Origin of the sequence: Methanofastidiosum sp. (assembly GCA_035362715.1) — an archaeon.
GTDB lineage: Archaea > Methanobacteriota_B > Thermococci > Methanofastidiosales > Methanofastidiosaceae > Methanofastidiosum.
Genome location: DAOSDU010000005.1, coordinates 19,702 through 45,865, shown reverse-complemented (window position 1 = coordinate 45,865; position 26,164 = coordinate 19,702). Strand labels below are relative to the sequence as shown.

General features: G+C 32.7%; 34 protein-coding genes. 16 read left to right on the top strand and 18 right to left on the bottom strand.

All coding sequences use genetic code 11. The features are described 5' to 3' along the window. Positions 1 to 68 precede the first annotated feature (68 nt). Complete coding sequence (locus PLI06_04690) at positions 69 to 569, bottom strand: asparaginase domain-containing protein (protein HOI76892.1); 501 nt, start codon at positions 567 to 569, stop codon at positions 69 to 71. An 85-nt stretch (positions 570 to 654) separates the two neighbouring features. Between PLI06_04690 and PLI06_04685 the strand changes: the two genes are divergently transcribed. Further along, positions 655 to 1,089, top strand: coding sequence for a DNA polymerase ligase N-terminal domain-containing protein (locus tag PLI06_04685; GenBank protein HOI76891.1), 435 nt, complete (start codon positions 655 to 657; stop codon positions 1,087 to 1,089). Further along, complete coding sequence (locus PLI06_04680) at positions 1,070 to 1,681, top strand: PH domain-containing protein (GenBank protein ID HOI76890.1); 612 nt, start codon at positions 1,070 to 1,072, stop codon at positions 1,679 to 1,681. The genes PLI06_04685 and PLI06_04680 overlap by 20 nt, the downstream gene beginning before the upstream one ends. A gap of 4 nt (positions 1,682 to 1,685) precedes the next feature. Here the strand turns inward: PLI06_04680 and PLI06_04675 are convergent, their stop codons facing one another. Then, positions 1,686 to 1,901: a hypothetical protein gene (locus tag PLI06_04675; GenBank protein HOI76889.1), complete on the bottom strand. Its 216-nt coding sequence runs from the start codon at positions 1,899 to 1,901 to the stop codon at positions 1,686 to 1,688. Positions 1,902 to 2,321: 420 nt separating this feature from the next. On the opposite strand from PLI06_04675, the gene PLI06_04670 reads away from it, so the two are divergent. Then, positions 2,322 to 2,840, top strand: coding sequence for a peptidylprolyl isomerase (locus tag PLI06_04670; protein ID HOI76888.1), 519 nt, complete (start codon positions 2,322 to 2,324; stop codon positions 2,838 to 2,840). On the opposite strand, the gene PLI06_04665 is transcribed toward PLI06_04670, so the two are convergent. Next, complete coding sequence (locus tag PLI06_04665; GenBank protein HOI76887.1) at positions 2,837 to 3,322, bottom strand: hypothetical protein; 486 nt, start codon at positions 3,320 to 3,322, stop codon at positions 2,837 to 2,839. The two genes, PLI06_04670 and PLI06_04665, sit on opposite strands and share 4 nt — an antisense overlap. Positions 3,323 to 3,814: 492 nt before the next feature. On the opposite strand from PLI06_04665, the gene PLI06_04660 reads away from it, so the two are divergent. After that, a complete protein-coding gene (locus PLI06_04660) occupies positions 3,815 to 4,162 on the top strand; it encodes a cupin domain-containing protein (protein HOI76886.1) in 348 nt (115 codons plus the stop codon). Between the two features lie 4 nt (positions 4,163 to 4,166). On the opposite strand, the gene PLI06_04655 is transcribed toward PLI06_04660, so the two are convergent. Then, positions 4,167 to 4,820: a DOMON domain-containing protein gene (locus PLI06_04655; protein ID HOI76885.1), complete on the bottom strand. Its 654-nt coding sequence runs from the start codon at positions 4,818 to 4,820 to the stop codon at positions 4,167 to 4,169. 57 nt (positions 4,821 to 4,877) lie between these two features. On the opposite strand from PLI06_04655, the gene PLI06_04650 reads away from it, so the two are divergent. Further along, complete coding sequence (locus tag PLI06_04650) at positions 4,878 to 5,093, top strand: hypothetical protein (protein HOI76884.1); 216 nt, start codon at positions 4,878 to 4,880, stop codon at positions 5,091 to 5,093. 350 nt (positions 5,094 to 5,443) lie between these two features. Here the strand turns inward: PLI06_04650 and PLI06_04645 are convergent, their stop codons facing one another. Continuing rightward, positions 5,444 to 6,118, bottom strand: a complete 675-nt coding sequence (locus PLI06_04645) for a RibD family protein (GenBank protein HOI76883.1) — start codon at positions 6,116 to 6,118, stop codon at positions 5,444 to 5,446. A 112-nt stretch (positions 6,119 to 6,230) separates the two neighbouring features. Here PLI06_04645 and PLI06_04640 point away from each other — a divergent pair, with 112 nt between their 5' ends. Genes PLI06_04640 through PLI06_04630 form a run of 3 tightly spaced genes read left to right on the top strand, consistent with a single transcriptional unit; the run spans position 6,231 to position 7,426 of the window. Continuing rightward, complete coding sequence (locus PLI06_04640) at positions 6,231 to 6,470, top strand: hypothetical protein (protein HOI76882.1); 240 nt, start codon at positions 6,231 to 6,233, stop codon at positions 6,468 to 6,470. Positions 6,471 to 6,530: 60 nt separating this feature from the next. Beyond that, positions 6,531 to 7,268: a PH domain-containing protein gene (locus PLI06_04635; protein ID HOI76881.1), complete on the top strand. Its 738-nt coding sequence runs from the start codon at positions 6,531 to 6,533 to the stop codon at positions 7,266 to 7,268. Between the two features lie 8 nt (positions 7,269 to 7,276). Beyond that, complete coding sequence (locus PLI06_04630) at positions 7,277 to 7,426, top strand: hypothetical protein (GenBank protein ID HOI76880.1); 150 nt, start codon at positions 7,277 to 7,279, stop codon at positions 7,424 to 7,426. A gap of 48 nt (positions 7,427 to 7,474) precedes the next feature. On the opposite strand, the gene PLI06_04625 is transcribed toward PLI06_04630, so the two are convergent. Then, complete coding sequence (locus tag PLI06_04625) at positions 7,475 to 7,954, bottom strand: VOC family protein (protein HOI76879.1); 480 nt, start codon at positions 7,952 to 7,954, stop codon at positions 7,475 to 7,477. A 94-nt stretch (positions 7,955 to 8,048) separates the two neighbouring features. Here PLI06_04625 and PLI06_04620 point away from each other — a divergent pair, with 94 nt between their 5' ends. Both PLI06_04620 and PLI06_04615 read left to right on the top strand, forming a co-directional pair. Further along, positions 8,049 to 8,504, top strand: a complete 456-nt coding sequence (locus PLI06_04620) for a universal stress protein (protein ID HOI76878.1) — start codon at positions 8,049 to 8,051, stop codon at positions 8,502 to 8,504. Between the two features lie 218 nt (positions 8,505 to 8,722). Further along, positions 8,723 to 9,139 carry a secondary thiamine-phosphate synthase enzyme YjbQ gene (locus PLI06_04615; GenBank protein HOI76877.1) on the top strand — a complete coding sequence of 139 codons (417 nt, stop codon included), beginning with the start codon at positions 8,723 to 8,725 and terminating at the stop codon, positions 9,137 to 9,139. Positions 9,140 to 9,203: 64 nt separating this feature from the next. Here the strand turns inward: PLI06_04615 and PLI06_04610 are convergent, their stop codons facing one another. Together PLI06_04610 and PLI06_04605 are read right to left on the bottom strand one after the other, a co-directional pair. Then, positions 9,204 to 9,407, bottom strand: coding sequence for a DUF1232 domain-containing protein (locus PLI06_04610; GenBank protein HOI76876.1), 204 nt, complete (start codon positions 9,405 to 9,407; stop codon positions 9,204 to 9,206). Between the two features lie 18 nt (positions 9,408 to 9,425). Continuing rightward, a complete protein-coding gene (locus tag PLI06_04605; protein ID HOI76875.1) occupies positions 9,426 to 11,534 on the bottom strand; it encodes an STT3 domain-containing protein in 2,109 nt (702 codons plus the stop codon). Positions 11,535 to 11,616: 82 nt separating this feature from the next. On the opposite strand from PLI06_04605, the gene PLI06_04600 reads away from it, so the two are divergent. After that, positions 11,617 to 11,976 (top strand): VOC family protein, encoded by a 360-nt coding sequence (locus tag PLI06_04600; protein HOI76874.1) that lies wholly within the window; start codon positions 11,617 to 11,619, stop codon positions 11,974 to 11,976. Positions 11,977 to 11,986: 10 nt separating this feature from the next. Here the strand turns inward: PLI06_04600 and PLI06_04595 are convergent, their stop codons facing one another. Further along, a complete protein-coding gene (locus tag PLI06_04595; GenBank protein HOI76873.1) occupies positions 11,987 to 13,447 on the bottom strand; it encodes a DUF362 domain-containing protein in 1,461 nt (486 codons plus the stop codon). A 130-nt stretch (positions 13,448 to 13,577) separates the two neighbouring features. Between PLI06_04595 and PLI06_04590 the strand changes: the two genes are divergently transcribed. Together PLI06_04590 and PLI06_04585 are read left to right on the top strand one after the other, a co-directional pair. Further along, positions 13,578 to 14,960: a hypothetical protein gene (locus tag PLI06_04590; GenBank protein ID HOI76872.1), complete on the top strand. Its 1,383-nt coding sequence runs from the start codon at positions 13,578 to 13,580 to the stop codon at positions 14,958 to 14,960. Positions 14,961 to 15,538: 578 nt separating this feature from the next. Further along, a complete protein-coding gene (locus tag PLI06_04585) occupies positions 15,539 to 16,597 on the top strand; it encodes a right-handed parallel beta-helix repeat-containing protein (protein ID HOI76871.1) in 1,059 nt (352 codons plus the stop codon). 41 nt (positions 16,598 to 16,638) lie between these two features. On the opposite strand, the gene PLI06_04580 is transcribed toward PLI06_04585, so the two are convergent. Continuing rightward, entirely contained in the window at positions 16,639 to 17,064 is a 426-nt protein-coding gene (locus PLI06_04580; GenBank protein HOI76870.1) for an META domain-containing protein, read from the bottom strand. Between the two features lie 149 nt (positions 17,065 to 17,213). On the opposite strand from PLI06_04580, the gene PLI06_04575 reads away from it, so the two are divergent. Next, positions 17,214 to 17,762: a hypothetical protein gene (locus PLI06_04575; protein HOI76869.1), complete on the top strand. Its 549-nt coding sequence runs from the start codon at positions 17,214 to 17,216 to the stop codon at positions 17,760 to 17,762. A gap of 37 nt (positions 17,763 to 17,799) precedes the next feature. Here the strand turns inward: PLI06_04575 and PLI06_04570 are convergent, their stop codons facing one another. From PLI06_04570 to PLI06_04545, 6 genes are all read right to left on the bottom strand, one after another. Further along, complete coding sequence (locus PLI06_04570) at positions 17,800 to 17,994, bottom strand: YwbE family protein (GenBank protein ID HOI76868.1); 195 nt, start codon at positions 17,992 to 17,994, stop codon at positions 17,800 to 17,802. Positions 17,995 to 18,085: 91 nt separating this feature from the next. Further along, the gene (locus PLI06_04565; protein HOI76867.1) at positions 18,086 to 19,225 is read right to left on the bottom strand and encodes a hypothetical protein; all 1,140 of its coding nucleotides are present in this window, start codon (positions 19,223 to 19,225) and stop codon (positions 18,086 to 18,088) included. A gap of 20 nt (positions 19,226 to 19,245) precedes the next feature. After that, the gene (locus PLI06_04560; protein HOI76866.1) at positions 19,246 to 20,502 is read right to left on the bottom strand and encodes a glycosyltransferase; all 1,257 of its coding nucleotides are present in this window, start codon (positions 20,500 to 20,502) and stop codon (positions 19,246 to 19,248) included. 16 nt (positions 20,503 to 20,518) lie between these two features. Continuing rightward, entirely contained in the window at positions 20,519 to 21,910 is a 1,392-nt protein-coding gene (locus tag PLI06_04555; GenBank protein HOI76865.1) for a response regulator, read from the bottom strand. 71 nt (positions 21,911 to 21,981) lie between these two features. Beyond that, entirely contained in the window at positions 21,982 to 23,904 is a 1,923-nt protein-coding gene (locus tag PLI06_04550; GenBank protein ID HOI76864.1) for an ATP-binding protein, read from the bottom strand. Between the two features lie 120 nt (positions 23,905 to 24,024). After that, a complete protein-coding gene (locus PLI06_04545; GenBank protein ID HOI76863.1) occupies positions 24,025 to 24,234 on the bottom strand; it encodes a hypothetical protein in 210 nt (69 codons plus the stop codon). A gap of 114 nt (positions 24,235 to 24,348) precedes the next feature. On the opposite strand from PLI06_04545, the gene PLI06_04540 reads away from it, so the two are divergent. Together PLI06_04540 and PLI06_04535 are read left to right on the top strand one after the other, a co-directional pair. Next, positions 24,349 to 24,744 (top strand): PaaI family thioesterase, encoded by a 396-nt coding sequence (locus tag PLI06_04540; GenBank protein ID HOI76862.1) that lies wholly within the window; start codon positions 24,349 to 24,351, stop codon positions 24,742 to 24,744. Between the two features lie 55 nt (positions 24,745 to 24,799). Beyond that, positions 24,800 to 25,000, top strand: a complete 201-nt coding sequence (locus PLI06_04535; GenBank protein HOI76861.1) for a 2-hydroxymuconate tautomerase family protein — start codon at positions 24,800 to 24,802, stop codon at positions 24,998 to 25,000. 31 nt (positions 25,001 to 25,031) lie between these two features. On the opposite strand, the gene PLI06_04530 is transcribed toward PLI06_04535, so the two are convergent. Both PLI06_04530 and PLI06_04525 read right to left on the bottom strand, forming a co-directional pair. Then, on the bottom strand, positions 25,032 to 25,865 hold the full coding sequence (locus PLI06_04530) for a DUF362 domain-containing protein (GenBank protein HOI76860.1): 834 nt from the start codon (positions 25,863 to 25,865) through the stop codon (positions 25,032 to 25,034). A gap of 5 nt (positions 25,866 to 25,870) precedes the next feature. Continuing rightward, entirely contained in the window at positions 25,871 to 26,056 is a 186-nt protein-coding gene (locus tag PLI06_04525) for a hypothetical protein (GenBank protein HOI76859.1), read from the bottom strand. Between the last annotated feature and the right edge of the window lie 108 nt (positions 26,057 to 26,164).

Sequence of the window (26,164 nt, the reverse complement as noted above, 5' to 3'; positions counted from 1 at the left end):
GATCGCCATTTTATATTTGTTCTTTAATTGAATTATAAAATTATCTAATTTCATTATTATTGATAATATCAAATTAAATCATATTCTATCTCTTCGAATTCGCCGAGATCTTTATTCTTTCTAACATTGTCCCAGGGAAAATATTTTCCATTCATGGCTATATACACACCAACCGGCAAAGTTTGGGCAAAAGCAAGAGCGCTTCCTAGATTGAATAATCCATCAGAACTCCCAAATTTATAAGGAATCATTGCCCCAGTTAAAACTATAGTTTTGTTATTAATATTTTTAGCCAGTAATCTTGCAGTTTCTATCATTGTATCTGTGCCATGAGTTATCAATATTCTTTCTTCTTTTGTATTTATGCAGTTTTCAAGGATAATATTCCTATCTGCATTTGACATATCAAGGCTGTCTATCATCATCAATGTTCTAATATCTACCGATACTCTGCACCTACCCATGTTAAGCATCTCAGGCAGATGCGTATCCTTGAAAAATAGCTCTCCTTTGATCTCATTGTATTCTTTATCAAAAGTTCCTCCTGTGACGAATATCTTGATTTTCATAATATTTATTCTGAGCTCAAACTTAATAAATATGCTTAACGTATTATACAATGTCGCTATCTTTTAATAAAAAAAAGGTGGGTAAATGTCTGAAAAAGAGAGAATTTATGTTATACATAAACATGACGCCACACGACTTCATTATGATTTTAGATTAGAAATTGATGGGGTATTAAAGTCCTGGGCAATACCAAAAATTCCCCCAAGTGTAAAGGGCGTGAAAAGGCTAGCCGTATATACTGAAGATCACCCTTTAGATTATGCTAATTTCGAAGGAACTATCCCTGAAGGAAATTACGGCGCAGGGAAAGTTGAAATATGGGATAAAGGAACATTTGCACTTATAGAAAATGAGAAAGATAAGATAGTAATAGATCTAAATGGTAATAGACTTAATGGGAAATATTGTCTTATTAAATTCAAAGATCAAGAGAGGAACTGGATGTTATTCAAGTGTGGTGAAACGGTAAAGTTAAAAAATACTAATCCTAATAATAATCATGGAAGAGTCAGCTATTAAAATTGGTCAAGATTTTTGGCCTTCGATAAAATTGAAAAACCTTTTTTATACTTACTTACTGCTAATTCTTGTATTTGGTATTCTTTCTTGGTACTTGCCTACAATGGTAGTAGTCTATTTCTTTTCTCCACAAACTGTGAAAATAATTGTTGTTGCAATAACAGTAATTCCTATTGCTATTATTATTATTTTCACCCTTTATTGGATACCCAAATATTATTCTTCGATTGTCTACAAAATGACTGAAACTGAAATTACATGGAACAGAGGTGTGTGGTTTAAAACAATTGGTGTAGTTCCCTACAATAGGATTACTAATATTGATATTAAGCAGGGGCCAATATCCAGAGGATTAGGTATTGCTTCGCTAAAAATACAAACTGCGGGTTACTCTGTATCTTCAGCTTCAGGTGGTTTTTCTGAAATAAAAATAGATGGCATGAAAAATTATTCAGAAGTCAGGGATATGATCTTGGATTTTGTTAGGGGAAAAAGGCCTGTGGCCGTTGAAACTTATGAATCATTGAATGAAGGCGATGTGAAAAAAGAACTAATAAAAATTAGAAAGTTATTGGAAGAAAAACTCAAGTAAGTTGCTATAAATATGCCAATATTCCCATTAATCCATGTATCAATGCAATAACTATGGAAATAATTGCAATTGTTCTATGTGTTTTGAAGTGACTTTTTATTTTTCCTTTAAAAACAGTAGATATTGAAATGGCAATTAAGAAAAGAATTAAAGCCATTACTCCTAAGTAGAGTATAAACGGATAGCCTAAGATGGGGTAATAAGATATCTGATTTAACATAAATATACCTCATTAATAAATATTTTGACAATTTATAAATTTTTTGAGTTTTCATCATACGTTGATTGTCGAATAATCTGTTGTCCATAACTTTTTAAATAGTTTTCAAGTTCTTAATAAACTAGATGTATTAGATAAGATTGACGATAATAATTAATATTATTGCTTATCAATATCGAAACATTTATATATAATTATTGCAATAATATATGTAGAAAATGAGGAGTTTATATGAGCGGATCATCTCTAAGTTGTTTCACAAAAAGTGGCTTTCTAGTGCCTTTTTGTATTTGGATAGTGTCTTTAGTATTTGTGGCAATGCTAAGAATAATCTACGGATTTTAGTATAAAGTACTTTTCTTAAATTTATCACACATTATATTTTTAAATAGATTCAAAATAGCTAGTTTAGGTGATTCAATGTCAAAAATAGTTGTAGTTGAGACGTCTCAAGGAAATTTTGAAGTTGAGTTAGATACTGAAAAAGCACCAATCACAGTTGAAAATTTTTTAGGTTATGTGAAAGATGGGTTTTATGATGGTCTAATATTTCATAGGGTTATAGATGGCTTCATGATTCAAGGCGGTGGGCTAGACCCAAGTATGAAAGAAAAATTAACTAATCCACCTATAAAAAATGAAGCAACAAATGGACTTAAGAATAAGAAATATTCAATAGCAATGGCAAGAACTAGCATAGTCGATAGTGCAACTTCTCAGTTTTTCATAAATGTAGCAGACAACTCTTTCCTTGATCATGTCAACACAACACCTCAAGGATTTGGATACGCAGTTTTTGGAAAAGTAATCAACGGAACAGAAGTAATTGATAAAATCAAAACTGTGCCTACAACTTCTAGGAGCTCCCCTGACGGAGTTTTTCACGATGACGTTCCTAAAGAGCCTGTATTGATAAAAAAAATGTATATCAAAAACTAATTCTTTTGTTTTCTTTTTACCTTTAAGAAATAAGCACGTTTCAACTTAGTCTTTTTATTACTTAATTTTCTGATATGGACTTTAGAACTTGGCTTTTCATCTACCAAGTTTGCAATTCTAATTTCATTTCCTTCTGCCTTGTATGCCAGAGACAAGTGGCCATATCTATCATTTTTCTCTTTCGTATGGATAATTGCAACATTTTGTGTTTTACCAGTTGGTTTATCTTCTTCTAGCCATTCTTTTATTTCCTTTGGTTTAGGTTCTGCTTTTACCTTTAGTTGCTTTACTTTGGGATCTTCTTTCAAAGCTTTTCTATATTTTAGAAAACTCGAAACTCCTTCCTTCTTTGTTATTTTAATTTTCCGTGGATTTACTTTCTTTTTAGTCCCTGTTATTTTATGCAAATTGTGTAGTGCTTGAATTCCACAATCCCAGTCTTCTTCATTATTGTTCCATCGTATCCTTTTTCTTGATTTCATATTATGGCCTTTTGTCAATTTCTATTTAATTTTTAGATATTTAAGGATTATGAAATCAGAGATTTATATCTCATGATTAGAAGCTTTAAAAATAATCTTCTAATTTATAATTCCCTTAATATTTTTGGCCATTATTCATGCTAGTTAATTATTTATATTGAAATCTAATAAATTTTTAAATTTCAAGTGAGCAGATGAAAAGATCGCATATAAACTATTATATTGACATTGGAATGGGAATAACATTTCTCATATCTTTTTTAACAGGAGTTATTAAATTTAAAGGGGCATTATTATTTTTTGCCAAAATTGGTATATTCTTCTCTACCTATTGGACTACTCTCATACATGAGTGGGCAGGGTTATTAATGGGTGTATTTGTTTTTATTCATTTATTACTTCATTTTAGATTGATTAAAGTCTTGAGTAGAAATTTATTAAATTCCAAAAATCTTATTAAGAAATAACCTATATCTAGAGTCAGGTGATCCTATGACTTTTAATAATCTTAATGATATAGAAGAGATAGATATTTTACCAAAAATTAAAGTTAAGTTTGTTCATTCAAAAAACATGACATTTGCTTACTGGAAAATCCAAGCAGGAGCTATATTCCCCGATCATTCTCACCCCCATGAACAAGTTGCAACTATGCTCGAAGGGGAGTTTGAGTTCAAAGTTGGAGCAGAAAAAAGAATAATGGAACAGGGGGATGTTGCGATAGTTTTGCCTAATGTAAATCATTCTGGGGTTGCATTAACAGATTGCAACATTATAGATGTATTCTTTCCCATTAGAGAAGATTATGTTGAGCTGACTAATAAAAATAAGAAAAAATAAAAAATTAATCTAATTTTATACTACCGCCACCTCTTAGTGTATGTAGAGCATTAATCGAATCCGAAGGTCCTAAACCCCATATTATAGTTATATTTTGGCCTTTAGTAAATGCTTTATCGTATTTGTCTCCAGTATTAAGTTTGCGTTTGAATTCTATAATTGTATATCCGCTTGCTTCACTACCACTAATTTCGATTAGATCATTTGTACCACCAAGTTGCTCATCTGATGGATGGGGGCCAAAATCTCCAGTAGAATATTGATCAAGGGCTGTAGGGGTTCCTTCACTTACAAAACCAAAAATCATGTCTGCATCTCTCATTGCAATAGTCGGTTCAAACCCTATAGAGACCCATCCTGAAGTTTGACCTTTCAAGGCCATGTAAATATATTCCTCATCGTTGGACCAATATACTGTAAATCTTCCACTTCCAAATTCTCTGCTGTTCTTGTATTCATTTTGTGTTATAATCCCATCTGCCTTCCATAAATTTGTTTGTGCTGGGAGCTCAGGGTCTTCAACTGGTGTTTCTGCAGGGGGCTCTGTAGTTTTGGGTTCCTCTGTGGATTTCGGTTCATCAATCGGTGTTTCTGTTGCACATCCTGAAACTAACAATATAGCAATTAATGCTATTCCAAAAAAAGCGATTCTTCTCATATTTTATCCTTCCATTAAATTCTCTTAATATCTAGATTAATAATATATAAAAATGTTATGACTATTATTTATAAAACAGATTATTCTGAAGAGATTAATAATAAAAAAAATGCACAGTTTGTCGCTTCACTGGAATATGTGAAGGCTCTAGTTTGTTTCGACGTCTCGAAACAATCTAAATCCAAGGAGACAAAAGAAAAAAGCATGAAGCATGCCTCTTCTTTCCTTCAAACGCAATGTTTGATTAAGGATTTGACCATGACTAGAGTTTAGTTCCAAAAGATTACAGGGCTTCTATATCGGGATTTTTAGGTCCTGATATAGTGGAGCTAAGTAATCATAAGGAAATTACTTCAACATTAGTCTAGTGAAGTTTCGACCTGTGCAACATTGAATATGATTCTTAGATTATTTAAAATTATCTATTATACTATATTTATAATTTTAAAAAATATATTTATATTATTAATAATATCTAATTTTAAACATCAATTGTTTATTAATAGTCTAAACTAAATAGAAACTAATACCTAAAAAAAATAAATTGGTGTTAATCATTCTATTAGTTTTTTCCTGTCTGGTATATATGTCTATATATAAAAAAAATAAATCCATAAAAAGATTTAATAGGTGACATCATATCTTATGAAAACAAAATTCTTCTCCAGTACTTCTACCCTATTTAATTTTAGATTTAGGGTATTAGTATTTCGTAACGATTTAAATAAATATTGAGACTTTTCACCAACAATAGATGGGGTAACAATCAGGCTTAGCTCATCAACTAGTTTCTTTTCCAATAAAACAGAGTTTAGAGTTCCACCTGTATCCGTTAATATTGTTTTTATGTTGTATTTAGTATATAACGTATCAAGGGCAAAAGGAAAATCAATTTGATCTTTACCAGATATAATGTATTCATAATCTCTTTCTTTAAGATAATTGATATAATCTACTGGCGAATCCGCAGATAGAAGAACTATAACTTCTTTGCAATATTCAAATCTTCGATACATATGCATTAAGCCTTTAAGTCTCCCTTTTGTATCTACTATTATCCAAAAGGGTCTTTTGTCATCTATTCCAAATTCTTTTTTTCTAAAATCCTGTTCTTTTTCTGGGGGAATTATGCCCGAGTACATCTCTAATCCAGTTTTTGCTGTCATCGAACCAATAAGATGCGCGTCCGCTTCATAGTTTCCAGCAATTTGATAGTGAAGGCCTACATTGCATTCAAAATTCTTTATTGAAGAATCAATACTAATTGTATTGTGAATAATAATTTTTGGCTTTTGCATATTATCCCTAAAAGTTAGATGTGCGACATTATTTAATTCTTTTTATCAAACTTCCAAATCAAATCAGAAAGAGATATAAATTTTGATACATTCTAATTTTGAGGTGAAGCTTATGGATTACATAGATAATCCTAAAATGTTAAACTATAATTTTACCGGGAGAATTGTACTATCAATAGTTTTAGCTTCAACTTGGTTAATTTTCCTAATATTGTGGCTATTCTTCTATGCAACAAATTATAACATTTATCAAAACATTGCAATATTCTTGATATCTGTAATCCTTGAAGGAACTCTACAAGCAGTAACTTGGATACCTTGGGGGATTAAACAAGAAGCAAAAGCCAATTAGTATTTTTAGTAGAACATTGAATATATTTTTATATTAATCCATCATATAATAATAGAGAATATGGAAGATTTTAAAGTTGAAAAGGATATTGAAAGCATTTTACTTCCAAGTGAAGAAGTATTGCACGCTGCACAACAATCAAGAGTTAAGAAGGGTGGCTCTTTCACAACTCCGGCCAAGATCTATATAACAAACTACCGAATTATTTTTAGAGATCCCAGCATTTTTGGATTAAAAAAATTTGTAAATGATTATCACTTTAAAGATATATCAAATGTTAGGATGAAAAAAGGTGTTCTCTCCACGGAAATCTATCTAAACAGTAGATTTGAATCAGACGAAGTTATTATTTCGGGACTTTCTCATGAAGATGCCGAAATCGTTGTCAGACTTATAAGAAACGGGATATACGGAAATTTTGGCCATAAAGAAGATTATGATTCCAACATTGACTTAAAATTTCCAGAAAACGTAAGCGAATATGAGAACATGGAAGAAAATGAAGCCAAAACAGAAGATATTATATCTAACCTTGAAAGATTAAATGAATTAAGGAAACATAATGTAATAACTCTAGATGAATTTAATATTATTAAAAAAAGAATAATTTATGAGAACTCAGATAAAAATACAATAAAGGATATCGAAAGTGAAGTCAAGACAGAAGAAGAGCCAAAATATTGCAAAGATTGTGGGAATATTTTAGATTTTACAAGAGAAGGGGATTATCGCGGTGATTATGTTAAGTTTTACAAGTGTAGTTTTTGTAATAAAACATACGCAAAGAGATCTGAATAGGTGATAAAATGAATAAAAATTATGAATGTGATGTGCATGGGGTACCCATGGATGAATTAGAGAAGAAACAGATTTCAAATAATCTTATTCTTAGAACTTTTAAATGTCCGGTATGCGGGAAAGAAAAAAAGTTCGTGGAATATGGGTGGACTGGGTAGAATGCTTATCTAAATATGATTACCTAGAAGATTTGTGACAATTGTTTTTCACGAAATAATTTCTTTAACAGCTTTTAATGGCATCTGCGTCTTAATAGAAATATCCTTTTTGGACATTCCTAATTGATGTAATCTTTGAATTACTTCACTCATTGGTTCTGCAACTTCTATAATGAATTTGTCAGGGTCATAGAATCTAAGCACTCTCTGGCCCCAAGGCTCTTCTTTGACTGGGTGGATAATCTCGACTTTTGATGAAGATATTTTTTCCCAAATTGATTCAATATCGATTGTCTCAAAATAAAGTTCGATATTATTATTAATTTCCTTTCTTTCACTAATAATTTTGTTTCCAAAAATTATTGTATTTGCACGTTTTTTCTGCCAAATTGAAAACGCTTTTTTAAATACAACATTTTCTCCAAAATCCGCTTCTACTTCAAGAGAAAAGATATTTTGATAAAATTCCCTTGAAACTTTGATATCCTCTACAAATATTACTGGCATTGAAAAGTAAATTTTATTCATGAATAGCTTAAATATAAGTGGTATTTACGATTTTTCATAGTAATACCCTTTTCACTAGGTAAAATTTATAAGATACATTTTCTTATATATTAGGATGGAAAAAGAATTTAAGAGAATAATAACGCCTGTTGACGGTTCTGAATCGTCAAAGAGGTCTGCAAAAAAAGCAATATATTTGGCAAAGAAAATGGATGTTGAGTTAATTACCTTATATGTAGTACATGTACCTATAAGCGCTTATGTTGGCCCACCATATTCTCCAGTAATCTATACGGACGATACCGAGATAAAAGAAATCAGAAAAAAAATGAAGAAGGAAGGAGCTTTAGTATTAGACGAAATAGAAGAAATGGCTTCTAAAGTTGGATTAACAATCACCAAAAAGATATTAGAAGGATCTCCCGATGAAGAAATTATAAGAATATCAAAAAAAGACGATTTGATTGTGATGGGGGCAAAGGGCATATCAGCTATAGACAGGATTTTCTTAGGCAGCGTTTCTGAGAAAGTACTCCACAATGCATCGTCTTCAGTCATGGTAGTCCGATAAGAATGTTTGACAGTTGACATTCTGAGAATATATTGTTATAAAAGAAACAATATATTTTTAAAATAGCTATCTATTTTCCACATAACTGCGCAAAACATCACCTTTTCCTAGTATATTTTGTGCAGGCCATGTGGGGAGTGCAACCCCCACATGATTAATCTAATTAAACAAACTAGCCCAATAATTAAAATTTTAAACAAATACTATTATTTGAGATTATGAAGAGTTATAGAAAAGAACTATGGTTTAACACAAAAAGTAAAGTTGAATTCATTAATATCACTTCACTAGTCGAAGAAACTTTGGCTGAGAGCCAAATAAGAGAAGGATTGTGTCTTGTAAATGCTATGCACATAACTGCAAGTGTTTTCATTAATGATGCTGAAACAGGTTTACATCAAGACTTTAAAGACTGGCTAGAAAAAAACATCCCTTATAACCCTGAACTTTATAGGCATAACAGAACCGGAGAGACAAATGGTGATGCGCACATAAAAAGACAGTTCATGGGGCGAGAAGTCATGATTGCTATTACTAACGGAAAATTAGATTTTGGCCCCTGGGAAGAGATCTATTATGGGGAGTTTGACGGGCAAAGAAAAAAGAGAGTATTAATAAAAATAATTGGAGAATAATATCCTTTTCTAAACAAAAATATCTATAATTTTGGAGATTAGATTAATTCTTCTACCTGATTTTTCAGGACCTCTTTTTTACAAAATATTTTACCCCAATGCTAATAGCTATCAATAATGCAATAATGTCATCAATCCAACCTATAACTGGAATAAAATCGGGTATAAAATCAATAGGGCTTATAATGTAAATTAGATTTAGAATAATGAATACTATTGCAGCTATTGACTTAGGATCCTTCAATAACGATCTGTCTTGATTTTGCATATCTTTCCCCTTTAATGATTATCTTAATACCTTATAGATCTTTACATAACCATTGTCGTATTCAAGTTCAAAGTTCTTAAGATCAGTTTCGTATATAATAAGCCTAGCAAATAAAGTGTCCTTTAACGTTGGAGGAATCATTATCGCATTCTGTGGGGTTAGGTAAATTATCTGGGCAATCGATTGAAGATCATATTGTATATTCTCATAAACAAAATTCTTTCCTTGTGGATTTTCAACTACGAAGTTGGACACCCCATATCTTTGATTTGCCTGCTCTATATAGCAATAAGTTACTTTGTCATCTGTTACAAGATACAATCTAGTATCGCCACTCTCATACACATATGTAGTAGTGGCACCGTTTTTTGAGGTTCCTCTGAAATAGAAGTAAGCAGTGCTGAAGACATCTCTCTGTATTACGGAATTTAAGACTCCTGTCTTGATAAGAAGACTTTGGTCTACTATCACATGTTTCATTGTAAATCTATTGCCTGTTTGTGCGTATGCAGCTTCTTCCATTGAAAGTAATCTTTGCATTGCAGTTGAATCTGACGAAGCAAGTAATTCTGAATAGCCACTTATCCAAGGGCCCATTCCTGTTCTCATTCCATCAGATATAGTTCGTCTATTCCCTACTGTTTGTATCCAGTATCCATAGTCCCACCAATTACAAACAACTTCATCTTGAGGTGTATTACCATCTAGCCAGAGCAAAGCTGTAAGCCAGTTATCTGTAAGATGCGGAACTAGACTAGTCTTATAGTCATTTGAGTTGTAAACAGAAATACCACTAAATGCGATAAGTACTATCGTAGCCAAAGCCAAAGCTTTCTTGGGGTCAAGGTATTTTTGGGAAAATTCATATATTCCAATTATCCCCAAAGCCGCAAATATTGCCAGAGGAATTGCGAAGAAAAAGGCATTTCTTAGCATCTGATAAGCCATAAAAGCAGTAAATAAAAATGATCCTAAAAAGAAAAGATTTTCATTTGGCGACGTTTTATTTTTGATTTGATAAATAACATATATAACTCCGATCACGGCCAGTATTGGGAATACATAGAACTTGTCAATAACGTCTATAAATGTCATAGCCTGCCCCTGGCCAGATATCCCATGTACGTCAGAAAGTAGTAAGAAAGATAATATGTTGTATCCAAGGACAAAATACGCCGCCGCCAATAAAAGAGCGGACCATGCAAACAAGGCTCCGAGGTAATATGTTTTGTTTTTAACAAAAGCTCTTGTCAAATGCATCAGTGCTCCGAAAGCAAGACCCATGAGAGAAAGTTCTATCCTGAGGGGGTCATTTTGGTAGGGGGGTAATAGAACAAGAGACAATACTAGACCTATAATCCCCGATAGGAGTAATATCCATGTTGATAAATCTCCCATCAATCTGTCTTTTAAAGACAAAGCTTTCTTTTTTTCTTCAATAGCTACAAGTGGCTGTAGAATCACGTACATCCCTATTATTATGGGTATGAAGAAAAAGTTCCCATATGAGTTCGCATAAAGATATATTGAGAGAACAGATAGAACTCCGTAAATAGCCATGAATTTGGTATTTTTTTCTCGGATAATCAATACTGCAAGTAAGAGACATACCAAGAAGAAAGGGGCACCCAAAGTGTCCTTTTCCATAAATCCTCCCGTTGTCCTGTAAATAAAAGCAGGCATAATGGATAAAAAGAATGCCGATATCACAGCGAGATACTTATTCTTCCACACAAAAAGAACTATGAAAAATGTAATCACTGAGCATATGAGGCCTAAAACAATTGGTAATCCCATGTGGACCTGTAAAAGGTCAATCCCCGTAATTCTTGAAATAAAGGATGTCAAAATTGGAACTCCTTGGACATCTTCTTCCAAAAAATATCTAACTACAGTTGGTGTCATCGGGTCTATTTTAGGCAAACCACCCATTAAATAGTAAGAAGCCTCCCTTAGGAAGTAGTATGTATCATAACTCATCATTATGCCGAATCGTAATGACCAACTCCTAAGGTATGCGCCAATAACAAGAGAAAAAGTCAAGAATAATCCTATAATATAATTCTCGTAAGGTAATTTAATCTTGTTTTCGATTGCTTTATTTTTTGAGGATTTCTTTTTCGCCATGATAACAAGTAAAAGATTTATTTTATATATTTATCTAAAAATTTTAAAAAACATTTATATACTTTTAAGTTCAATAATACGCATGCCAACAATAGTGCATTTTGATCTACCTGTCGATGATATTGACAGGGCTAAAAAGTTCTATAAAGAGATTTTTGGATGGAAAATTGAAAGAATGCCCGGAGAAATTGAGTACTATGGCATTTCGACTGTCGATGAAAATGGAAAAGAAGGCATAGGTGGGGGCATGGGGAAGAGAGGAGATCCAAGCCAAAGAATTACAAACTATTTTGGCGTATCCTCTATAGATACTTATTCTAAAAAAATAGAAAACTTTGGCGGAAAAATTATAATGCCAAAAACAAAAATACCGGGATACGGGTATCTTGCTATATGTTTAGATACTGAAAACAATGTATTTGGACTTTGGGAACCTAAATAATCTATTGAGATTAATCTACATAAACACTGATTTTTTTAATATCCGTTGTGTAGTTGTAACCTGCTCTGTTAAGCGCTTCCTTTGAGCGTAAAAGCCACGAGCCGAAAGATCTAACTTCTTGATAATCAGGGTCTAGGGATATGACATTTGTATATCCAATTTTCTTAGATGCAGGCATAAGTATATTTTTAGCAGACCAGTAATCAAGGGCAATTGGGTCGGTACTTACTGCAATTATTTTTGACTGATATGCTTTGTTATAAGATGTAATAGGCCCTCCTTTGGGTATTGCATTAATCCAAATTGCATCAATAATATTTAGAGTAGGCACTCGTGTTTCGGCCATCTGTGTTCCCATACCCCCGCTACCAACACTATTATGGGCATTATGATTTGTCAATTTATCAGAAACAACCCCCATGTAGTGCTTAACACTAGCTGTTACCCCATAAGTTCCGTGGGATTTTAAGACTGGGACATTAATTACCTTAAGTTTATTTGAATCATACTCATTCTTAGTTTGATTCCAAACTCCGTACTTGAAACTAATATAAGTTCCGTATTTAGTTTTGAACTTTGGATATGAAACTATTACGCCTGTATATGGGTCTGATTCTTTGTATACGATATATCCATCTTTATAGTCCCCTTCTAGATATTCTTTAACTTCATTATTAGTTATATTATCCCATAAAAAAGTTGAAACTTTGTATTTGCTAGTAAACTGATTCACGACTTTCTGCATTGATTGGGAAGTATCTTCGGCATTATTGTATCGCCAGTTTAATGATCCTCCGCTCCCCTCTGATCCAAACTGTGCTTGCCCATTGTCACAGATGATTATTTCGCCACTAAATCCATCGGGGTGTTCAGTTATTATCTGTATCAGTGATTTTACTAAATCAGTATTAGTTCCGCCGCGTTCATTCCATTGGGAGTTAACTTTGATAAGTATGACGTCATCAGATGAAATAAGACCATTGTTATTATTTGTTTTATAGAAAGGCTGATTATTTTTTTCCATAAGCTCTATTAATTTTTTTGTTCCGCTATACTCTCCAACAGTATTTTGAATAACAAAAATCTTTGAAGTTGGATTTGGAACTATATTATTTTTAATTCCTAGATCATCTTCTATCAAGTTAATTTCTCCAGGTTTATTATTTAAGTTATTTAAATTCCATATAAGTAATACTATAACAATAACTGCCACTAAACTAAGAATCTTCTTTTTTGATTTAAATAAATCTTCAATATTTAATTTAAGCCCAAAAATAGGGAAGATTAAAGATCCGATAGAATAAAAAGTGTAGGTTGCCGCAGCCCTTTGGCAGGGATATACAATTCTTGAAGGCCTAGTGCCAGACCTTACTAAAAGCCACAAAAATGTAAGGAATCCAGCAATTAACGATTTTTTAAGTATGTCTTGGGACGTATTTTTACATTCACATGCGTGTTTTTTTGATGCCACAGTTTAGTATATGATATATCAATTATTAAAGTTTGTCAATATCATGGCAGTTTAACCAAAAAAGATAAATAGTTTAGAATCAAATTTAATGCGACTACAATAGTAGTCGCTATCCGGATAGTGATTAAATATGAAAAAATTATTCGCTATATTTTTGACCCTAATCATGGGAATAGCTAGTGTTTCTATTGTGATATCAGGGGGTTCAGAATATGTGTGTAATAACTATCCTCCTTCAATGTGCCAGCAATGCACTCATGATCAATGCGCATGTAGAAATGTTCCAGGAACCTGCTGGTGTCATGATTACTGTGAACGGTCGTGCGGTCAAGATTTTCCTACATATGGATGTCCTGTAGACGTAATATCTTCGGAATGCCAAGCTTGCTTAGATAATTGCTGTGAAGTTGAGTCATTTCAGTATTGTCAGCAACAGTGGTTCCACCCTTACTGGATGGAGGTATATAATGACAATGTAAAAGGCTGCTATGCAAAAGATCTACTATGTGTTAATAATTTAATTCAAAATCACTTGTGTCCAGACGTATGTGAAGAACTATACCCAAACGATGAAAAGTCATATCAAGAATGCTGTGAAAGCTCCTATTGCTATTTATATGGGGAGCCAACTTCACAACCATTTTTCTTAGTAGATCAACCAATTACAATAAATGTTCCATCATGTACAAATCCTCGTACATTCTTCAAAGATCCACCACCTTGTGGATATCTTCTTGGAAACCGTAATGGAAATGGTAATGGCGTACATCCAACTTGTTGCTATGATATGAGACAATGTGGATCTACAACAACTCTTGAATGTTCAACACCATGTAGTGGATACGACTTGCCCCCAAACTACAGTTGTAATATGAACGAGATTGTGATTTTGGGAATTGATTCAATTGACGGAGAAATATTAATTAATGGCGTGCCTTATCAATTTGCTGAATGCGTAGGGCCACAATGCCAACATATGGTAGTCTGGTATATTGGTCAGAAGCCCTTTAGTGCAGTACCTGGAATAGTTTTTGTAAATCAAGGCGTTCCAAGAACAATTACTATCAGCGGTACAGGAATGATTACCTTCTATGCAGAGCAAAAATGCTGCTACGATTGCAAACAAAAGCCATCTTTGCCCTCTTCAATTCTCTACCCAAAAGTTGACATTGAAACACTTTCAATTGCAGGAGGCCCAACAGTCATTAAAGACGGTAAAATACTATCGTCACTGACAATATCTCCTGGAATCCAGCAAGCTATGGTGCAGGTAGAAAACAGAGGATTCTTCACACAGAACGATTCAAGGGTCAGATTTGAAGGTCTGCCAGCAGGTGTTACGGTATCAGTCCAACCAGATGCCCAGAAGATAACTGCCCACAATATAGGTACATATTCTGCCATCTTTACAGTAGGTCCAAACGTTCCATCGGGCACGTACAAAGTGACAATGATAGCATACTCTCCAAATGGAGTATTCGATACAATCACAATAGACTTTGTTGTTCCATAATATAATTTAATTTTATCTTTTTTTAAAAATTAATTTTTTTACTATATTTATAGCGTAACTCTAGATTCTTTCATTAAAAAAATAAGTCATATACAAAGAATTAAAAACACTCAAGTAAATCCTAATTAGGGATAAAGATGCCGTTACTACCAACTAATGAAATAGAAAAAAAACTTCCTAAACCCAACACTAAATCGGATAATTCTAAAGATTTTTACATTAAGTTGCCTAGATTATTGCCCTCAAAAGTTATTGAGGAAGCCACACCTGAGCATAATAAATTTCAGAACATCCAATTTATTATATTGGTGACCCTATTTGTCATTATAATTTACATTATCCAGTTAAATAAATAGGCATCTGAAATAATTTTCTATATTTTAATAACTAATTTCCTGTTATCAATAGCCGATTGTCTTATCGTCAATAATATATTTTCTTATTATTTGTTTAGTTGATAAAGTATTGGAAATGAAAATACTATACTTTATAATATAGTGAAATAGTAATTGTATTTCTTAATTCAAATATCCTTATATTGGGGCGTATAGAGTCAAGATGCCTAAAACGGTGATTTTATGAAAAAAGCAATTAGTATATTAATACTGGGCATTTTAGTTGCAACAACTTTTGTTGCAATGACTCCTGCTTCAGCAGCACGATTAGATGTTTATGCAGGAAAAGATGCTATAGCTAACGGAAATAATTTAGTAGATACTATACAAAATTCTAAAACTGGGGATATTATACGTGTCCATGCCGGCACATATTTAGTCACGAAAACTATTATAATCCCTTTTGAAAATGTTAAAATAATCGGTGATGATCCATTCAAGACGATTATTGATGCATCTGGTAACACCGGCAATTGTATAACTACTACCAAAGACAATATACAAATAAAAAATCTTACCATAAAAAATTCTTCTAAGGACGCAATATCACTTTCAAGTGATTCAGAAATATCAAATTGTATCATTACAGATAATAAAGGATTCGGTATTTACGGAGATCTTAACATTACAATAAGATACTGTTATGTCGAAAATAATGGGCTTGACGGAATAAAAATCGATAGAAATGGAATAATCGAAAATATAATTTCACTAAACAATACGGGGAACAACATAAGGGCAGGTATTTTTAGCTCAGTTAAAAATTGCCTTTCTGCAGGTTCAAAAACAAATGATGGCATATCAGTCGATGACCGCTCTTCAGTAATTAATTGCACATCCTCAAACAATTTTGGAAGCGGAATTAAATTTAAAGGACGTGGAACAATATCCAACAGCATTGCAACTGATAATGGGATATCTGGCATAGAAGGTTCAAGTGGAACATCTGTTACTTACACAAATAGCTGGAGCAATAAAAACAATTTCTTGAGAGTAACCCAAGGAACTGGCTGTATTTCAAAAGATCCAAAATTTTTAAGTGGGGCATATACATGGAAGAACTGGATTAACGGGCAAAAAATAGATTACTTCCTTTCTAGAAATAGCCCCTCAATAAATACAGGTTTTGAAACTTCTGACTCATTAGGATTACAAAATGGATGGTCAACTACTTTAGATAATGTTTGTGATACTAAGACAGTTGATATGGGATTCCATTTTGCATCAAAATGTACAGTCTAGAATCTAATAATTTATTTTTTATTTCACTTTCTTTCCTCGAATTAATTTTTTGAAAATACCAGTACAGTTTTACCGTTGCCATCAATCAACTTTAACTTGCCGCCTTCAATTTTATAAGTTTTAACTGATTCTAGTCTCATAAAGTATGTTTGCTCCTGTTCCATTACACCTGGATTAGAACAGTGCATCTTTGTAGCGCCAATTAGTCCAAACGACATAGAGTTCTTTTCTACTGTATACTTGGCAAAAAAGCTGTTGCAACCAGAAGATCCAGAGATTCGCCCATCTTTAGATTCAAGTGTTAAGTTTGTGTTTGACACCGGGCTAACAAGGTGGTCTATATTACTCAAATAGTTATCCATCTTCCATGATGTTCCTTCAAAATTTGGCACGTTCTGACTGGTACAACCGACAACTAAGATTAAGAATAATAATGCTATTTCAAATGAAAATATTTTTTGTCTCATTTTTATTTCCCCCTATTATTACTCATTATTATTTTTATCTTTCCATATATAATCCTATCCATATGATATATCTGTAATTTTTCTTACTTCTATCCTCGTCTTCCTAATAGTTACCTATTTAAGGACAAAATATAATAGAAATTGTTGACATGACCAGTAAGGAAGATTACAATAAATTACTTCTTTTTTTATATAAAGAATTAATTAAAGAAAAAAAAGATGGGATTAGCCCAAAGAATGTTGTTCAAGAGTTTGAGGACTGGTCACCTGAGAGAATCAATAATTCTTATGTGTATTTAAGAGATAATCATTACTTAAAATTTATTTCATTACCCTCAAATTACAATGGCGTATTTGATTTTTGGATTCAAGGTCTTTACCCCTATGCAATTAAGCTTGTAGAGGATGAACTAGAAAACAAAAAACAGGAAAAGTTAAGAGAAATATTCAATGAGAATCCCTGGGAACCTATAAAGTTAATAAAAAAAGACGAAAATAAAACTCTATTTTTGGATGGTTCTATAGGTAAAGATGTAATATACATAGCGGATACTAATATAGCCGTAAATAAGGGGAATATTATTGAAAGAAATCTAGAAAATGGAGAATCTGAACGTTATATTGTATTGGATAAAGGTTTAACAAGTGAGAAAGATGGTATACCCAGTCACTACAAGGTAAAGGTAAAGAAAGAGTAGATATACTAATAATTTTTCTAATTGAAGGTTACATCTATTATTGAAATATTTCTTTCACCCTCCCAACTTCTCCAGTTGTAAGGCGAACTTTAATCCCATGCGGGTGTGTTTGAGAATTAGTCAGTATGTCTTTGACAACTCCACTAGTTAGTTTTCCAGAACGCTGGTCTTGTTTCAATACAATAGATACTTTCACACCCGGCTTAATATTACTCCTGTTATTTCCGTTCATAATTCTATCACCGATTTTAAAACTGAGGATATATAGTTGTAGTATCTGTTCCTCTTATAAAATTAATCAAAGTAAAAATATTATAAATATTTTAGTTGGCCGTATTCTCATAGGCATCAAACAGTATTTTTTTTAACATTGGTACATAGCCATGCCAGAAAAATCCTTTGTTTTCAAACTCATCTTGATTTGATGATGTCCATTTACTAAAAAGATCGTACCCTTTTATCCAGTGTACGTATGGAACGGTATCGATATCTATAAAATCGCCTGCAAAATAATATGAAGTATAATCCTCATTAGTTGAATAAATAACGGCAGGAAAACTCAGCGGTATTTCTTTTTCTTCAAGTTTTTGTCTTCCGCTATCTGTGAGGTCAAGCAAAAAAGACGAATATACAATTGCCCCATCCTTTGGCTTTACTATATCAAACCAGTAATTGTATCTAATGTCCTCATTTATCCCAAAATATTTTTTGCCCTCTTCGGTATACCTCATAACGCATCCTTTTGAGGTAATATCTTTCTTTTGTTCCAAAACAACAATATGGTCATTTTCATCTGCAAAAATAAAACCAGGTCCAGAGAATTTCCATACCGCCCTATTTTGAGCTTGCCAGTTGTTTACCGCCCATACTGGAACTTCAACACCTTCTGAAAGATCATAGAAATATCTGCCAATCCACCCTGACCACTCAACTTTTAATATTTCATACAATTTTAATTTGGTATCTTCTAGCGTTGGGCTCCCAAAGATATTGAACTCTGCTATGAGTGTGACATCGTCTTTTAGATAGCTTTGAATAGCAGCTAGATCATCTTTATACATGCCACCATAAATCAGTTTTGAACGACTTCCTTCTATATTTTCTTCATAGAACTCTTTCTCATATACGCCGTAACTATCTGCAAGGTATATAACATCAATATTCTCTAGGTTAAATGGAACTTTTTTTATTTCATATTTTTTATCCTTCAACGGGAAAAATCCGTAGTAATCTATTTTTTTATTGTAGTTTTTGCCTTCTAATACATATTTTTCATTATTTAAAATCCAGAACAATCCCCTATGCTCTCTGTATTTTGTATCTGGAACAGTGTTGTCTAGGACTAGGACATTAAGTTCTTTATTTTCTTCTGAAATCCATAGCAATACCGGGGATAAAATAATAAGCAGGAATAATAAAAAAACTAAAACTGGAACGATTTTGACTTTAATATCTTCATCCAAAGAATTTTTTTTATTGATAATTACCACTCCATAGATTTTTTTCTAAAATAATCATAGTATCCTTTAAGTCTGACAAGTCCATGTATGCTGCGATATATTGCAACAATTAAAGGCGCCAATAAAATATTGGGCAAATCCCTTTTAATTGTAGGCTGAGATAAAATAGCAACAACTGAAATCAATTCAATAAAAAGGTATATGCCAAGATTCATAATCAAGACCCTTAGGTATACTTCCAATACGTTGAAGAATTGATCAAAACCCTTCCAAATAAAAACTACTAAGAATAATGCTATAAAATATATAAGTCTAACAATAAGAAGGAAAACGTCAGAGAAAAACATACCTGGCGCTGCAACAACTCCGGCTAGGCCAAAATAAGGATTAAAAAATATATTCTTATGCCTCATAAATGTATCAATCTCTCCCCTTGACCACCTTATTCGTTGCCTAATCCAAGACCCCCATGAATCCGGGGCAATTGTCCAAGCAAGGGCGTTTGGGGCATATTCTATTCTTTGTCTTTTTTTTACTTTAAGAGAAAGATCAAAATCCTCTGTGATTGAGCTTCTATCATAGCTCCCAACTGTCTTAATATATTCTTTCTTAAATGCCCCAAAACATCCAGGGACAATTAGTATAGTGCCTAACAAAGCTTGTATTCTTTTTCCTAATTGCATTGAAAAAGTATATTCATAGGCTTGAAATCTTTCAAGTAGGCTTTTCATGTTCTTTACTTTCACGTTTCCTGCAACCGCCATTACTCTCTCGTCTCCAAATGGCCTAGTTATCTCATAAAGAGAAGTTACGTCCAATCTTGTGTCAGCATCCAAGCTAATAATAACGTCGTTTTTTGCCATTGCTATTCCATAGTTTAAAGGGCTGGATTTGAATCCACTTTTGCCAGTTTTTCTATAAAGTTTAATAAGTCCTTTTTTAGCATATGGCAATGCTCTTTGATAGGTCTTATCAGTTGATGCATCGTCAACTATGATGATCTCCTTTTTTTCATCAGGATAACGTGACTCTAGGTATGATAATATGGACCCTTCGATGCAATCTTCCTCATTATGGGCAGGAATAATTATGGATATTGAAGGATAAGTTTTGCATTCTTTTTTTTTGCCTAATGATCTTAATCTTGAGATTATCAAGAGGCCTATTTTAATGACGCTCCATATAAGGTCAACAAATATGGCAAAAAGACAGAGCAATACACCGGTGATTAAAGAAAATCCGAAAAGTCCAAAGTACCATTCTAGAATTTCTTGAATCATTTAGAGAGACCTCAATCTACATTATTTTCTTATTAATTTTTGAATTAGCAGAGATTTTTCCAAATATTTGATTCAATGTCTCATTTAATTTTTTTGTTTCAATGGCCTGAATTTTATATTTTTCACTTAGAGTTTTTGAATCATTCGATAAAAATGGATGGGCTATAAAATAGAGATTCTTATTGGAAAGATCTTTATTTCTCTCATAGTATTCTTTAAGTTTTTCTTTGAATATTCCTGCTTTGTCAATTCCAATATCTGCAAAAAATATTGGTGGATTATCTTCTTTTGTCATGATTGGGTCTTTTTGGAAAACAAGAACATCATATTTGTGCTCTTTGCCATTATCTTTAATTTCCATATTCTGGGCAAAGAACAATCCTTTTTCTTCAGCCATTTTCTTTATGCCATTAATAACTTCTAATTTTGTGCTAATCTGTCCCAAACGTTCTTTATTTGGAATTATTCTTTTTTCAAATTCCCACTCAGTTTGATTAACTGAAGAAGCACTTCCGCATGAGTTACAAACTAGATTGAGATTCCCATCGCCAAAAAATTCTCCGCATTTCCTGCAATGTATCCAGTTTCCTACCTTTCGGTAATCTTCTCCTATTTGTCTAAGATTTTCATCGCACTTGGGGCAAGTAAGATTTATTCCTTTCTCAAATAAGGAATACATATCGACATGTCCACATGAATAATGTTCGATAACATCTCCCTTTTCTAAATAATCTGATGCGCATACTGGGCACTTAATAATAACCCTGTAGTCGTATGAGGAACATATTGGACATTTAAAGACAACTGGTGATTTTTCTTCTTTTCTTAAGTAATCATATTTTGATAATATGTCAAGCTTTTTTGTCAGTTCTTCGATTTGTGGGAGTCTATCCTCATCTTTTCTAAGGACAGTGTGGGAATATTCTTTAACTTCTTCCAAAGATATTAAAGCATTAACTAAAGTCCCTGCATTGTCTGAACTTAATAATCTCTCTAAACTAAGATCTGGCTCCTTTTTAGCTTCAACTTCCTTAATAGCAGAATAAACAATGTTTCTTATATTTTCATTGTCCCAAGGTTTTTCAATGTAATTGTGGACAGCTGCCTTATTGATCGCTTCTCTTGCTATCTCAAGGTCAGAGTAACCAGTTATAAGTATCCTTACAGTATCTGGATTCATTTCTTTAATTTTAGTTAGAATCTCTACCCCGCTCATTTTTGGCATCTTATAGTCGGATATAACTATATCAAAGTTCTGATTTTTCGCGATATCCATGGCTTTCGAAGGGCTATCTACTAAAAAGATATCGCTCTTAAATTGTTTTGATCTTTCTAAAGTCTTTTTTAGCGCATCAAGAACCATTATTTCATCGTCAATAATCAAAATTTTATATATTTTTTCTGACAAGAAATACCTCCCCTCAAATAGATAGGTTTTCAAATATAAATATCTTTGCCTTGATAATTATTAGGCTTAAATTAATCCGTTGTCCGAATAGGGAGAGATATAGTTACTTTAGTTCCTTTTCCTTCTTCACTTTCGATTTTAATATTACCTTTATGATCTTTAATTATTTGATAACTAACGCTTAGGCCAAGTCCAGTGCCATACTCTTTAGTTGTAAAAAAAGGGTCAAAGATCCTGTTCAGTTTTTCCTTTGGGATGCCTATTCCCTGGTCTGCCACTTGTATATAAACCAAGTTAGAATCATTCCATGTCTTGATTCTTATCTCTCCGACATCCATCGATTCGGAAGCATTGAGCAGGACATTTAAAAAGACCTGGTTTATTTGGCCCATATTACAGTCTACCTTTGGGATATCCCCGTATTCTGTAATAACGTTGATTCTATTTTTTATCCGATTATGAAGAATTACAAGAGTGTCTTTCATGCCCTGGTTGATATCTTCAAAATTCTTTTCTTCTGTGGGTTTGGCAAATCTTTTCAGAGTAGTTGTTATTGTGGCTATCCTTTTTATTCCATCTGAAACAGTATCAATTGATTTTTCAAGTTCTTCGAATTTATTAGTTTTAATTCCCTTTCTTATGCTATTGTTTTTTAGCTCAATTATATCTTCTTTTACAATTTCTGTTGTTGCTTTTATGTATGATAATGGATTATTTATCTCATGAGCAATACCAGCTACTAACAATCCCAAAGATATCATTTTTTCAGATTGTATTAATTCTTGGGTTTGTCTTTTGACTTCCTCTTCCAATTTAGTGGTGTACTTTATTAGTTCTTCTTGCATCTCCTTTTCTTCAATAATGTTTTCAAGCCTTTCAGCTATTTCATCTATCAGATGAATTTCTTCATCCATAAAAGGTCCATCATTAATATTTGGCTTTTCCTCAAGATAACATATTTCTAATTTGCCAACTGGCTCTTTTTTTATTAAAAGATCTCTACTTCTTTTCCACTTTGTATCTTTAAAATTATTTGTTTTGTATTCTTTCCCATATAATATTATCCTTGCGCATGCTATTTCTGGGTACTGCCATGCATAGGGCAATGTTTCTACAATTTTTTGTAAAACTATTTCTTTAGATCCTTCAGTCTCTCCAACTATGTTTGAAATACTAAAGAGGCATTTTAATTCTCTAACTCTTTGATTAAGGATATAATTTTGGCGTTCAAGAATATTTTTCATTTTCTCATGTTTAGTCATATCGTGGAAAATACCTTCTATTATCGTAATCTCTTCTCCTTCGTATCTTGGGAATACCGTACCTTCTACAATTATTTCATTACTATCCTTTTTCATAAAAATAAGTTGAATATTAGTCAGTGTTTCTCCATTGTATGCTTTTGATAAAATATCCCGGAAGTATTTCTTTTTATATTGGGGTATTATATCCCAAATTTTGAGAGCGGCGAGCTCTGATTCTGTATAACCCAAAGTTTCCAGCCATGAAGGATTAACAAGGTCTATCCCCCCATCTATCTTTAGACTACAAATCAAATCATGTGTACCATTAAAGATATCATGATAGTTTTCTTCACTTTTTAGTAATTTAATTTCCATTCTGTGTTTATAAAGTGCAACTTCAATAGCGCTATACAAACCTTCTTTTTTGTAAGGTTTAATTAAATATCCGTATACGCCTGATCTCTTTGCTTTTTCTACAATTGTCTTATTCCCATAGGCTGTTGTATAAATTACGGGAGTGTTGTAGTATTTGATTATCTTTTCTGCAATTAAAATTCCACTTTCTTCACCGCTAAGCATTATATCCATCAAGACCAGATCAGGTTTTTTCGTCTTTACTAGTTCTAGAGTTGATTTTTCAGTCGAGCATTTTCCAACTACCAAGAATCCTAATTCTACTAATAGCTCTTCAAGCAACAAAGCTAAGTCTTCTTCATCCTCTACAATCAAAATCTTATCTTTTTCTGCCATTCTACAATCTCTAATATTTTTAATCTATAATATTATGTATCTCTAAAATATAAATCTACGCTTTTTAGAAAAGAAGATTTAGCTAGATAAATAATAAGGTACCAATTAATAGATGCTGAATTAAGATTTATCTTCGCATTTAGCAGGCATCTGACAACCACATTCATCTTTTGCGCCTGGAATAATTGTTCCCTCTTTACACCAGTCTGGATGCGGCGGGGCAAATTCAGGGCATTCTCCGCATTGTGTATTTGTATCCTTTTGATTAACACAAGCAGAAAATGAAATAATAATAAGAAGTAAGATGCATAAAGCAGATATCTTTTTCATATTTAATCCCATTCTTTCTTTTAGCAAATATCGTATATATTAAACTATTCAATATATTAACTATTTATGCACATAATAATAAAAACCTAACAATATATTTAATCCAGTGATTCAATGGACGTTATTAAAGAATTCTCGGAAAATGATAGATTCGCAAAACAGATAGGCATAGAATTAGTTGAAGCATCAAAAGGTCATGCAAAGGCAAAAATGGAAATCAAAGATATCCATCTTAATGCAGTCAATACTGTCCACGGCGGGGCAATATTTTCTCTAGCAGACTATGCTTTTGCCATCGCAGCAAATACTCATGGAAATATTTCTGTAGCTTTAAACGTGAATATTTCATTTTTGAAAGCAGTATCGGAGGGGACTTTATTTGCAGAGGCGGAAGAAGTTTCGATAAATCCGAAAATTGCAACGTATGATATCCGTGTATTAAACGAGCACAGTGAACTAATAGCCACATTTCATGGAATGGCGTACCGGAAAGAAAAAGTTTTGAAGTAACACCTCAATACATTAACTATTTAAGAAATACTTCCCTTTTGATATTGGTGGTATTATTCCTCTCATTGAAATATATTTGTGGAAAGAAAATACAGATGAAAAGAAAAATGAAAGACTGATAAAAGAAGTATCAAAATGTGTAAGTGAAATAATTGGCGCGCCTCTTGATGCAGTAGAGATATTAATAACTGAAATACCCAAGGCAAACTGGGGAAAAGGTGGGATTCCAGCTTCAAAATGGCAAATAAAAAATTAAAAAGCTTTTAATTATGATAATGCTATAATTCTCAAAGTATCTCGATTAAATTATACTCCTTTTCACCTAAGCCTATTTCTTGGGCATAATCTAAGATGTATCTTCCTCTATTGAATATTTTTCGTTTTTCCCTTTCAGATAATTTATCAAGGCATGCCATATCAATAGCTACAGGATCTGTTGAGGCAAATATGCCCAAATCCTTTAAGAATGGCTTCATTTTATGGCCTTCACAATCGCAATTTCTAGTGATATTAAATGCAAATGTTAAGTAAATATTCTTTTTTCCATTATGGGCTGCATATGCATATTCTGCCATTCTTTCATAGAAATTTTTGGATATTGATCCTAGCCAGTTTATTTTTATTGCTCCTTGTGGGCATATTGATATACAAGAAGCGCACCCTATGCACTTTTTCTTATCAATCCTAGGTAATAACCCAATTTTAAGTGCATCGACAGGGCACTGCTTTTTACATCTGTTGCATTTATTACATTCAATAGGATTTATTATTGGAATTGTATTTGTGTGTTGCTCGAGTTTCCCGCCCCTAGCTGCACAACCCATGCCTAACTGTTTTATAGCCCCTCCGAAGCCTGCCCCTATATGCCCTTTAAAATGGGATACTACTATCATTTGTTTCTGTTCAGCTATTTTTTGGGCAATCTTACAACTTGATATGTTTTTCTTATTTATCTCTACATTGGTATATTCTTCACCTATTTCGCCATCGGCAATAATTACGGGAATTTTAGTAAATCCATGTCTATAAGCAAGTAAAATATGTTTTCTTCTAGTGTTTCTTTCCCCTCTGTAAAGCACATTTGTTTCGATAAAGCACGATTCAATCTCATTCTCTTTCAAATAGTCTATATTCCATCATAATAACTGGGGCCGATATATGTAATATTTTTTTCTTCACCAAAGTGGACTTTGATTGGTACCTTCTTTTCAAGTAAAATTCCTTCTCTTTCAACTACCGTTCTAAGAAGCTCTTTAGCATCAGCTTGTATCTTCTCCTTTGTTGTGATTTGTTTAAAATAAACATTGATCAATGAGTCACCTGCTTGAGATGAAGGGGATAAACACATAGTTATTTAATTCTTTCCCTTTGCTGTTATTTTTCTAAATTCTTATATACTAGAATGAATATATCTATCAAG

What these genes read in the sequence shown, in the direction of transcription:
- PLI06_04690 (HOI76892.1), bottom strand. Translation starts at nt 569, where the DNA reads ATGAAAATCAAGATATTCGTCACAGGAGGAACTTTTGATAAAGAATAC.
- PLI06_04685 (HOI76891.1), top strand. Translation starts at nt 655, where the DNA reads ATGTCTGAAAAAGAGAGAATTTATGTTATACATAAACATGACGCCACA.
- PLI06_04680 (HOI76890.1), top strand. Translation starts at nt 1,070, where the DNA reads ATGGAAGAGTCAGCTATTAAAATTGGTCAAGATTTTTGGCCTTCGATA.
- PLI06_04675 (HOI76889.1), bottom strand. Translation starts at nt 1,901, where the DNA reads ATGTTAAATCAGATATCTTATTACCCCATCTTAGGCTATCCGTTTATA.
- PLI06_04670 (HOI76888.1), top strand. Translation starts at nt 2,322, where the DNA reads ATGTCAAAAATAGTTGTAGTTGAGACGTCTCAAGGAAATTTTGAAGTT.
- PLI06_04665 (HOI76887.1), bottom strand. Translation starts at nt 3,322, where the DNA reads ATGAAATCAAGAAAAAGGATACGATGGAACAATAATGAAGAAGACTGG.
- PLI06_04660 (HOI76886.1), top strand. Translation starts at nt 3,815, where the DNA reads ATGACTTTTAATAATCTTAATGATATAGAAGAGATAGATATTTTACCA.
- PLI06_04655 (HOI76885.1), bottom strand. Translation starts at nt 4,820, where the DNA reads ATGAGAAGAATCGCTTTTTTTGGAATAGCATTAATTGCTATATTGTTA.
- PLI06_04650 (HOI76884.1), top strand. Translation starts at nt 4,878, where the DNA reads ATGACTATTATTTATAAAACAGATTATTCTGAAGAGATTAATAATAAA.
- PLI06_04645 (HOI76883.1), bottom strand. Translation starts at nt 6,118, where the DNA reads ATGCAAAAGCCAAAAATTATTATTCACAATACAATTAGTATTGATTCT.
- PLI06_04640 (HOI76882.1), top strand. Translation starts at nt 6,231, where the DNA reads ATGGATTACATAGATAATCCTAAAATGTTAAACTATAATTTTACCGGG.
- PLI06_04635 (HOI76881.1), top strand. Translation starts at nt 6,531, where the DNA reads ATGGAAGATTTTAAAGTTGAAAAGGATATTGAAAGCATTTTACTTCCA.
- PLI06_04630 (HOI76880.1), top strand. Translation starts at nt 7,277, where the DNA reads ATGAATAAAAATTATGAATGTGATGTGCATGGGGTACCCATGGATGAA.
- PLI06_04625 (HOI76879.1), bottom strand. Translation starts at nt 7,954, where the DNA reads ATGAATAAAATTTACTTTTCAATGCCAGTAATATTTGTAGAGGATATC.
- PLI06_04620 (HOI76878.1), top strand. Translation starts at nt 8,049, where the DNA reads ATGGAAAAAGAATTTAAGAGAATAATAACGCCTGTTGACGGTTCTGAA.
- PLI06_04615 (HOI76877.1), top strand. Translation starts at nt 8,723, where the DNA reads ATGAAGAGTTATAGAAAAGAACTATGGTTTAACACAAAAAGTAAAGTT.
- PLI06_04610 (HOI76876.1), bottom strand. Translation starts at nt 9,407, where the DNA reads ATGCAAAATCAAGACAGATCGTTATTGAAGGATCCTAAGTCAATAGCT.
- PLI06_04605 (HOI76875.1), bottom strand. Translation starts at nt 11,534, where the DNA reads ATGGCGAAAAAGAAATCCTCAAAAAATAAAGCAATCGAAAACAAGATT.
- PLI06_04600 (HOI76874.1), top strand. Translation starts at nt 11,617, where the DNA reads ATGCCAACAATAGTGCATTTTGATCTACCTGTCGATGATATTGACAGG.
- PLI06_04590 (HOI76872.1), top strand. Translation starts at nt 13,578, where the DNA reads ATGAAAAAATTATTCGCTATATTTTTGACCCTAATCATGGGAATAGCT.
- PLI06_04585 (HOI76871.1), top strand. Translation starts at nt 15,539, where the DNA reads ATGAAAAAAGCAATTAGTATATTAATACTGGGCATTTTAGTTGCAACA.
- PLI06_04580 (HOI76870.1), bottom strand. Translation starts at nt 17,064, where the DNA reads ATGAGACAAAAAATATTTTCATTTGAAATAGCATTATTATTCTTAATC.
- PLI06_04575 (HOI76869.1), top strand. Translation starts at nt 17,214, where the DNA reads ATGACCAGTAAGGAAGATTACAATAAATTACTTCTTTTTTTATATAAA.
- PLI06_04570 (HOI76868.1), bottom strand. Translation starts at nt 17,994, where the DNA reads ATGAACGGAAATAACAGGAGTAATATTAAGCCGGGTGTGAAAGTATCT.
- PLI06_04560 (HOI76866.1), bottom strand. Translation starts at nt 20,502, where the DNA reads ATGATTCAAGAAATTCTAGAATGGTACTTTGGACTTTTCGGATTTTCT.
- PLI06_04550 (HOI76864.1), bottom strand. Translation starts at nt 23,904, where the DNA reads ATGGCAGAAAAAGATAAGATTTTGATTGTAGAGGATGAAGAAGACTTA.
- PLI06_04545 (HOI76863.1), bottom strand. Translation starts at nt 24,234, where the DNA reads ATGAAAAAGATATCTGCTTTATGCATCTTACTTCTTATTATTATTTCA.
- PLI06_04540 (HOI76862.1), top strand. Translation starts at nt 24,349, where the DNA reads ATGGACGTTATTAAAGAATTCTCGGAAAATGATAGATTCGCAAAACAG.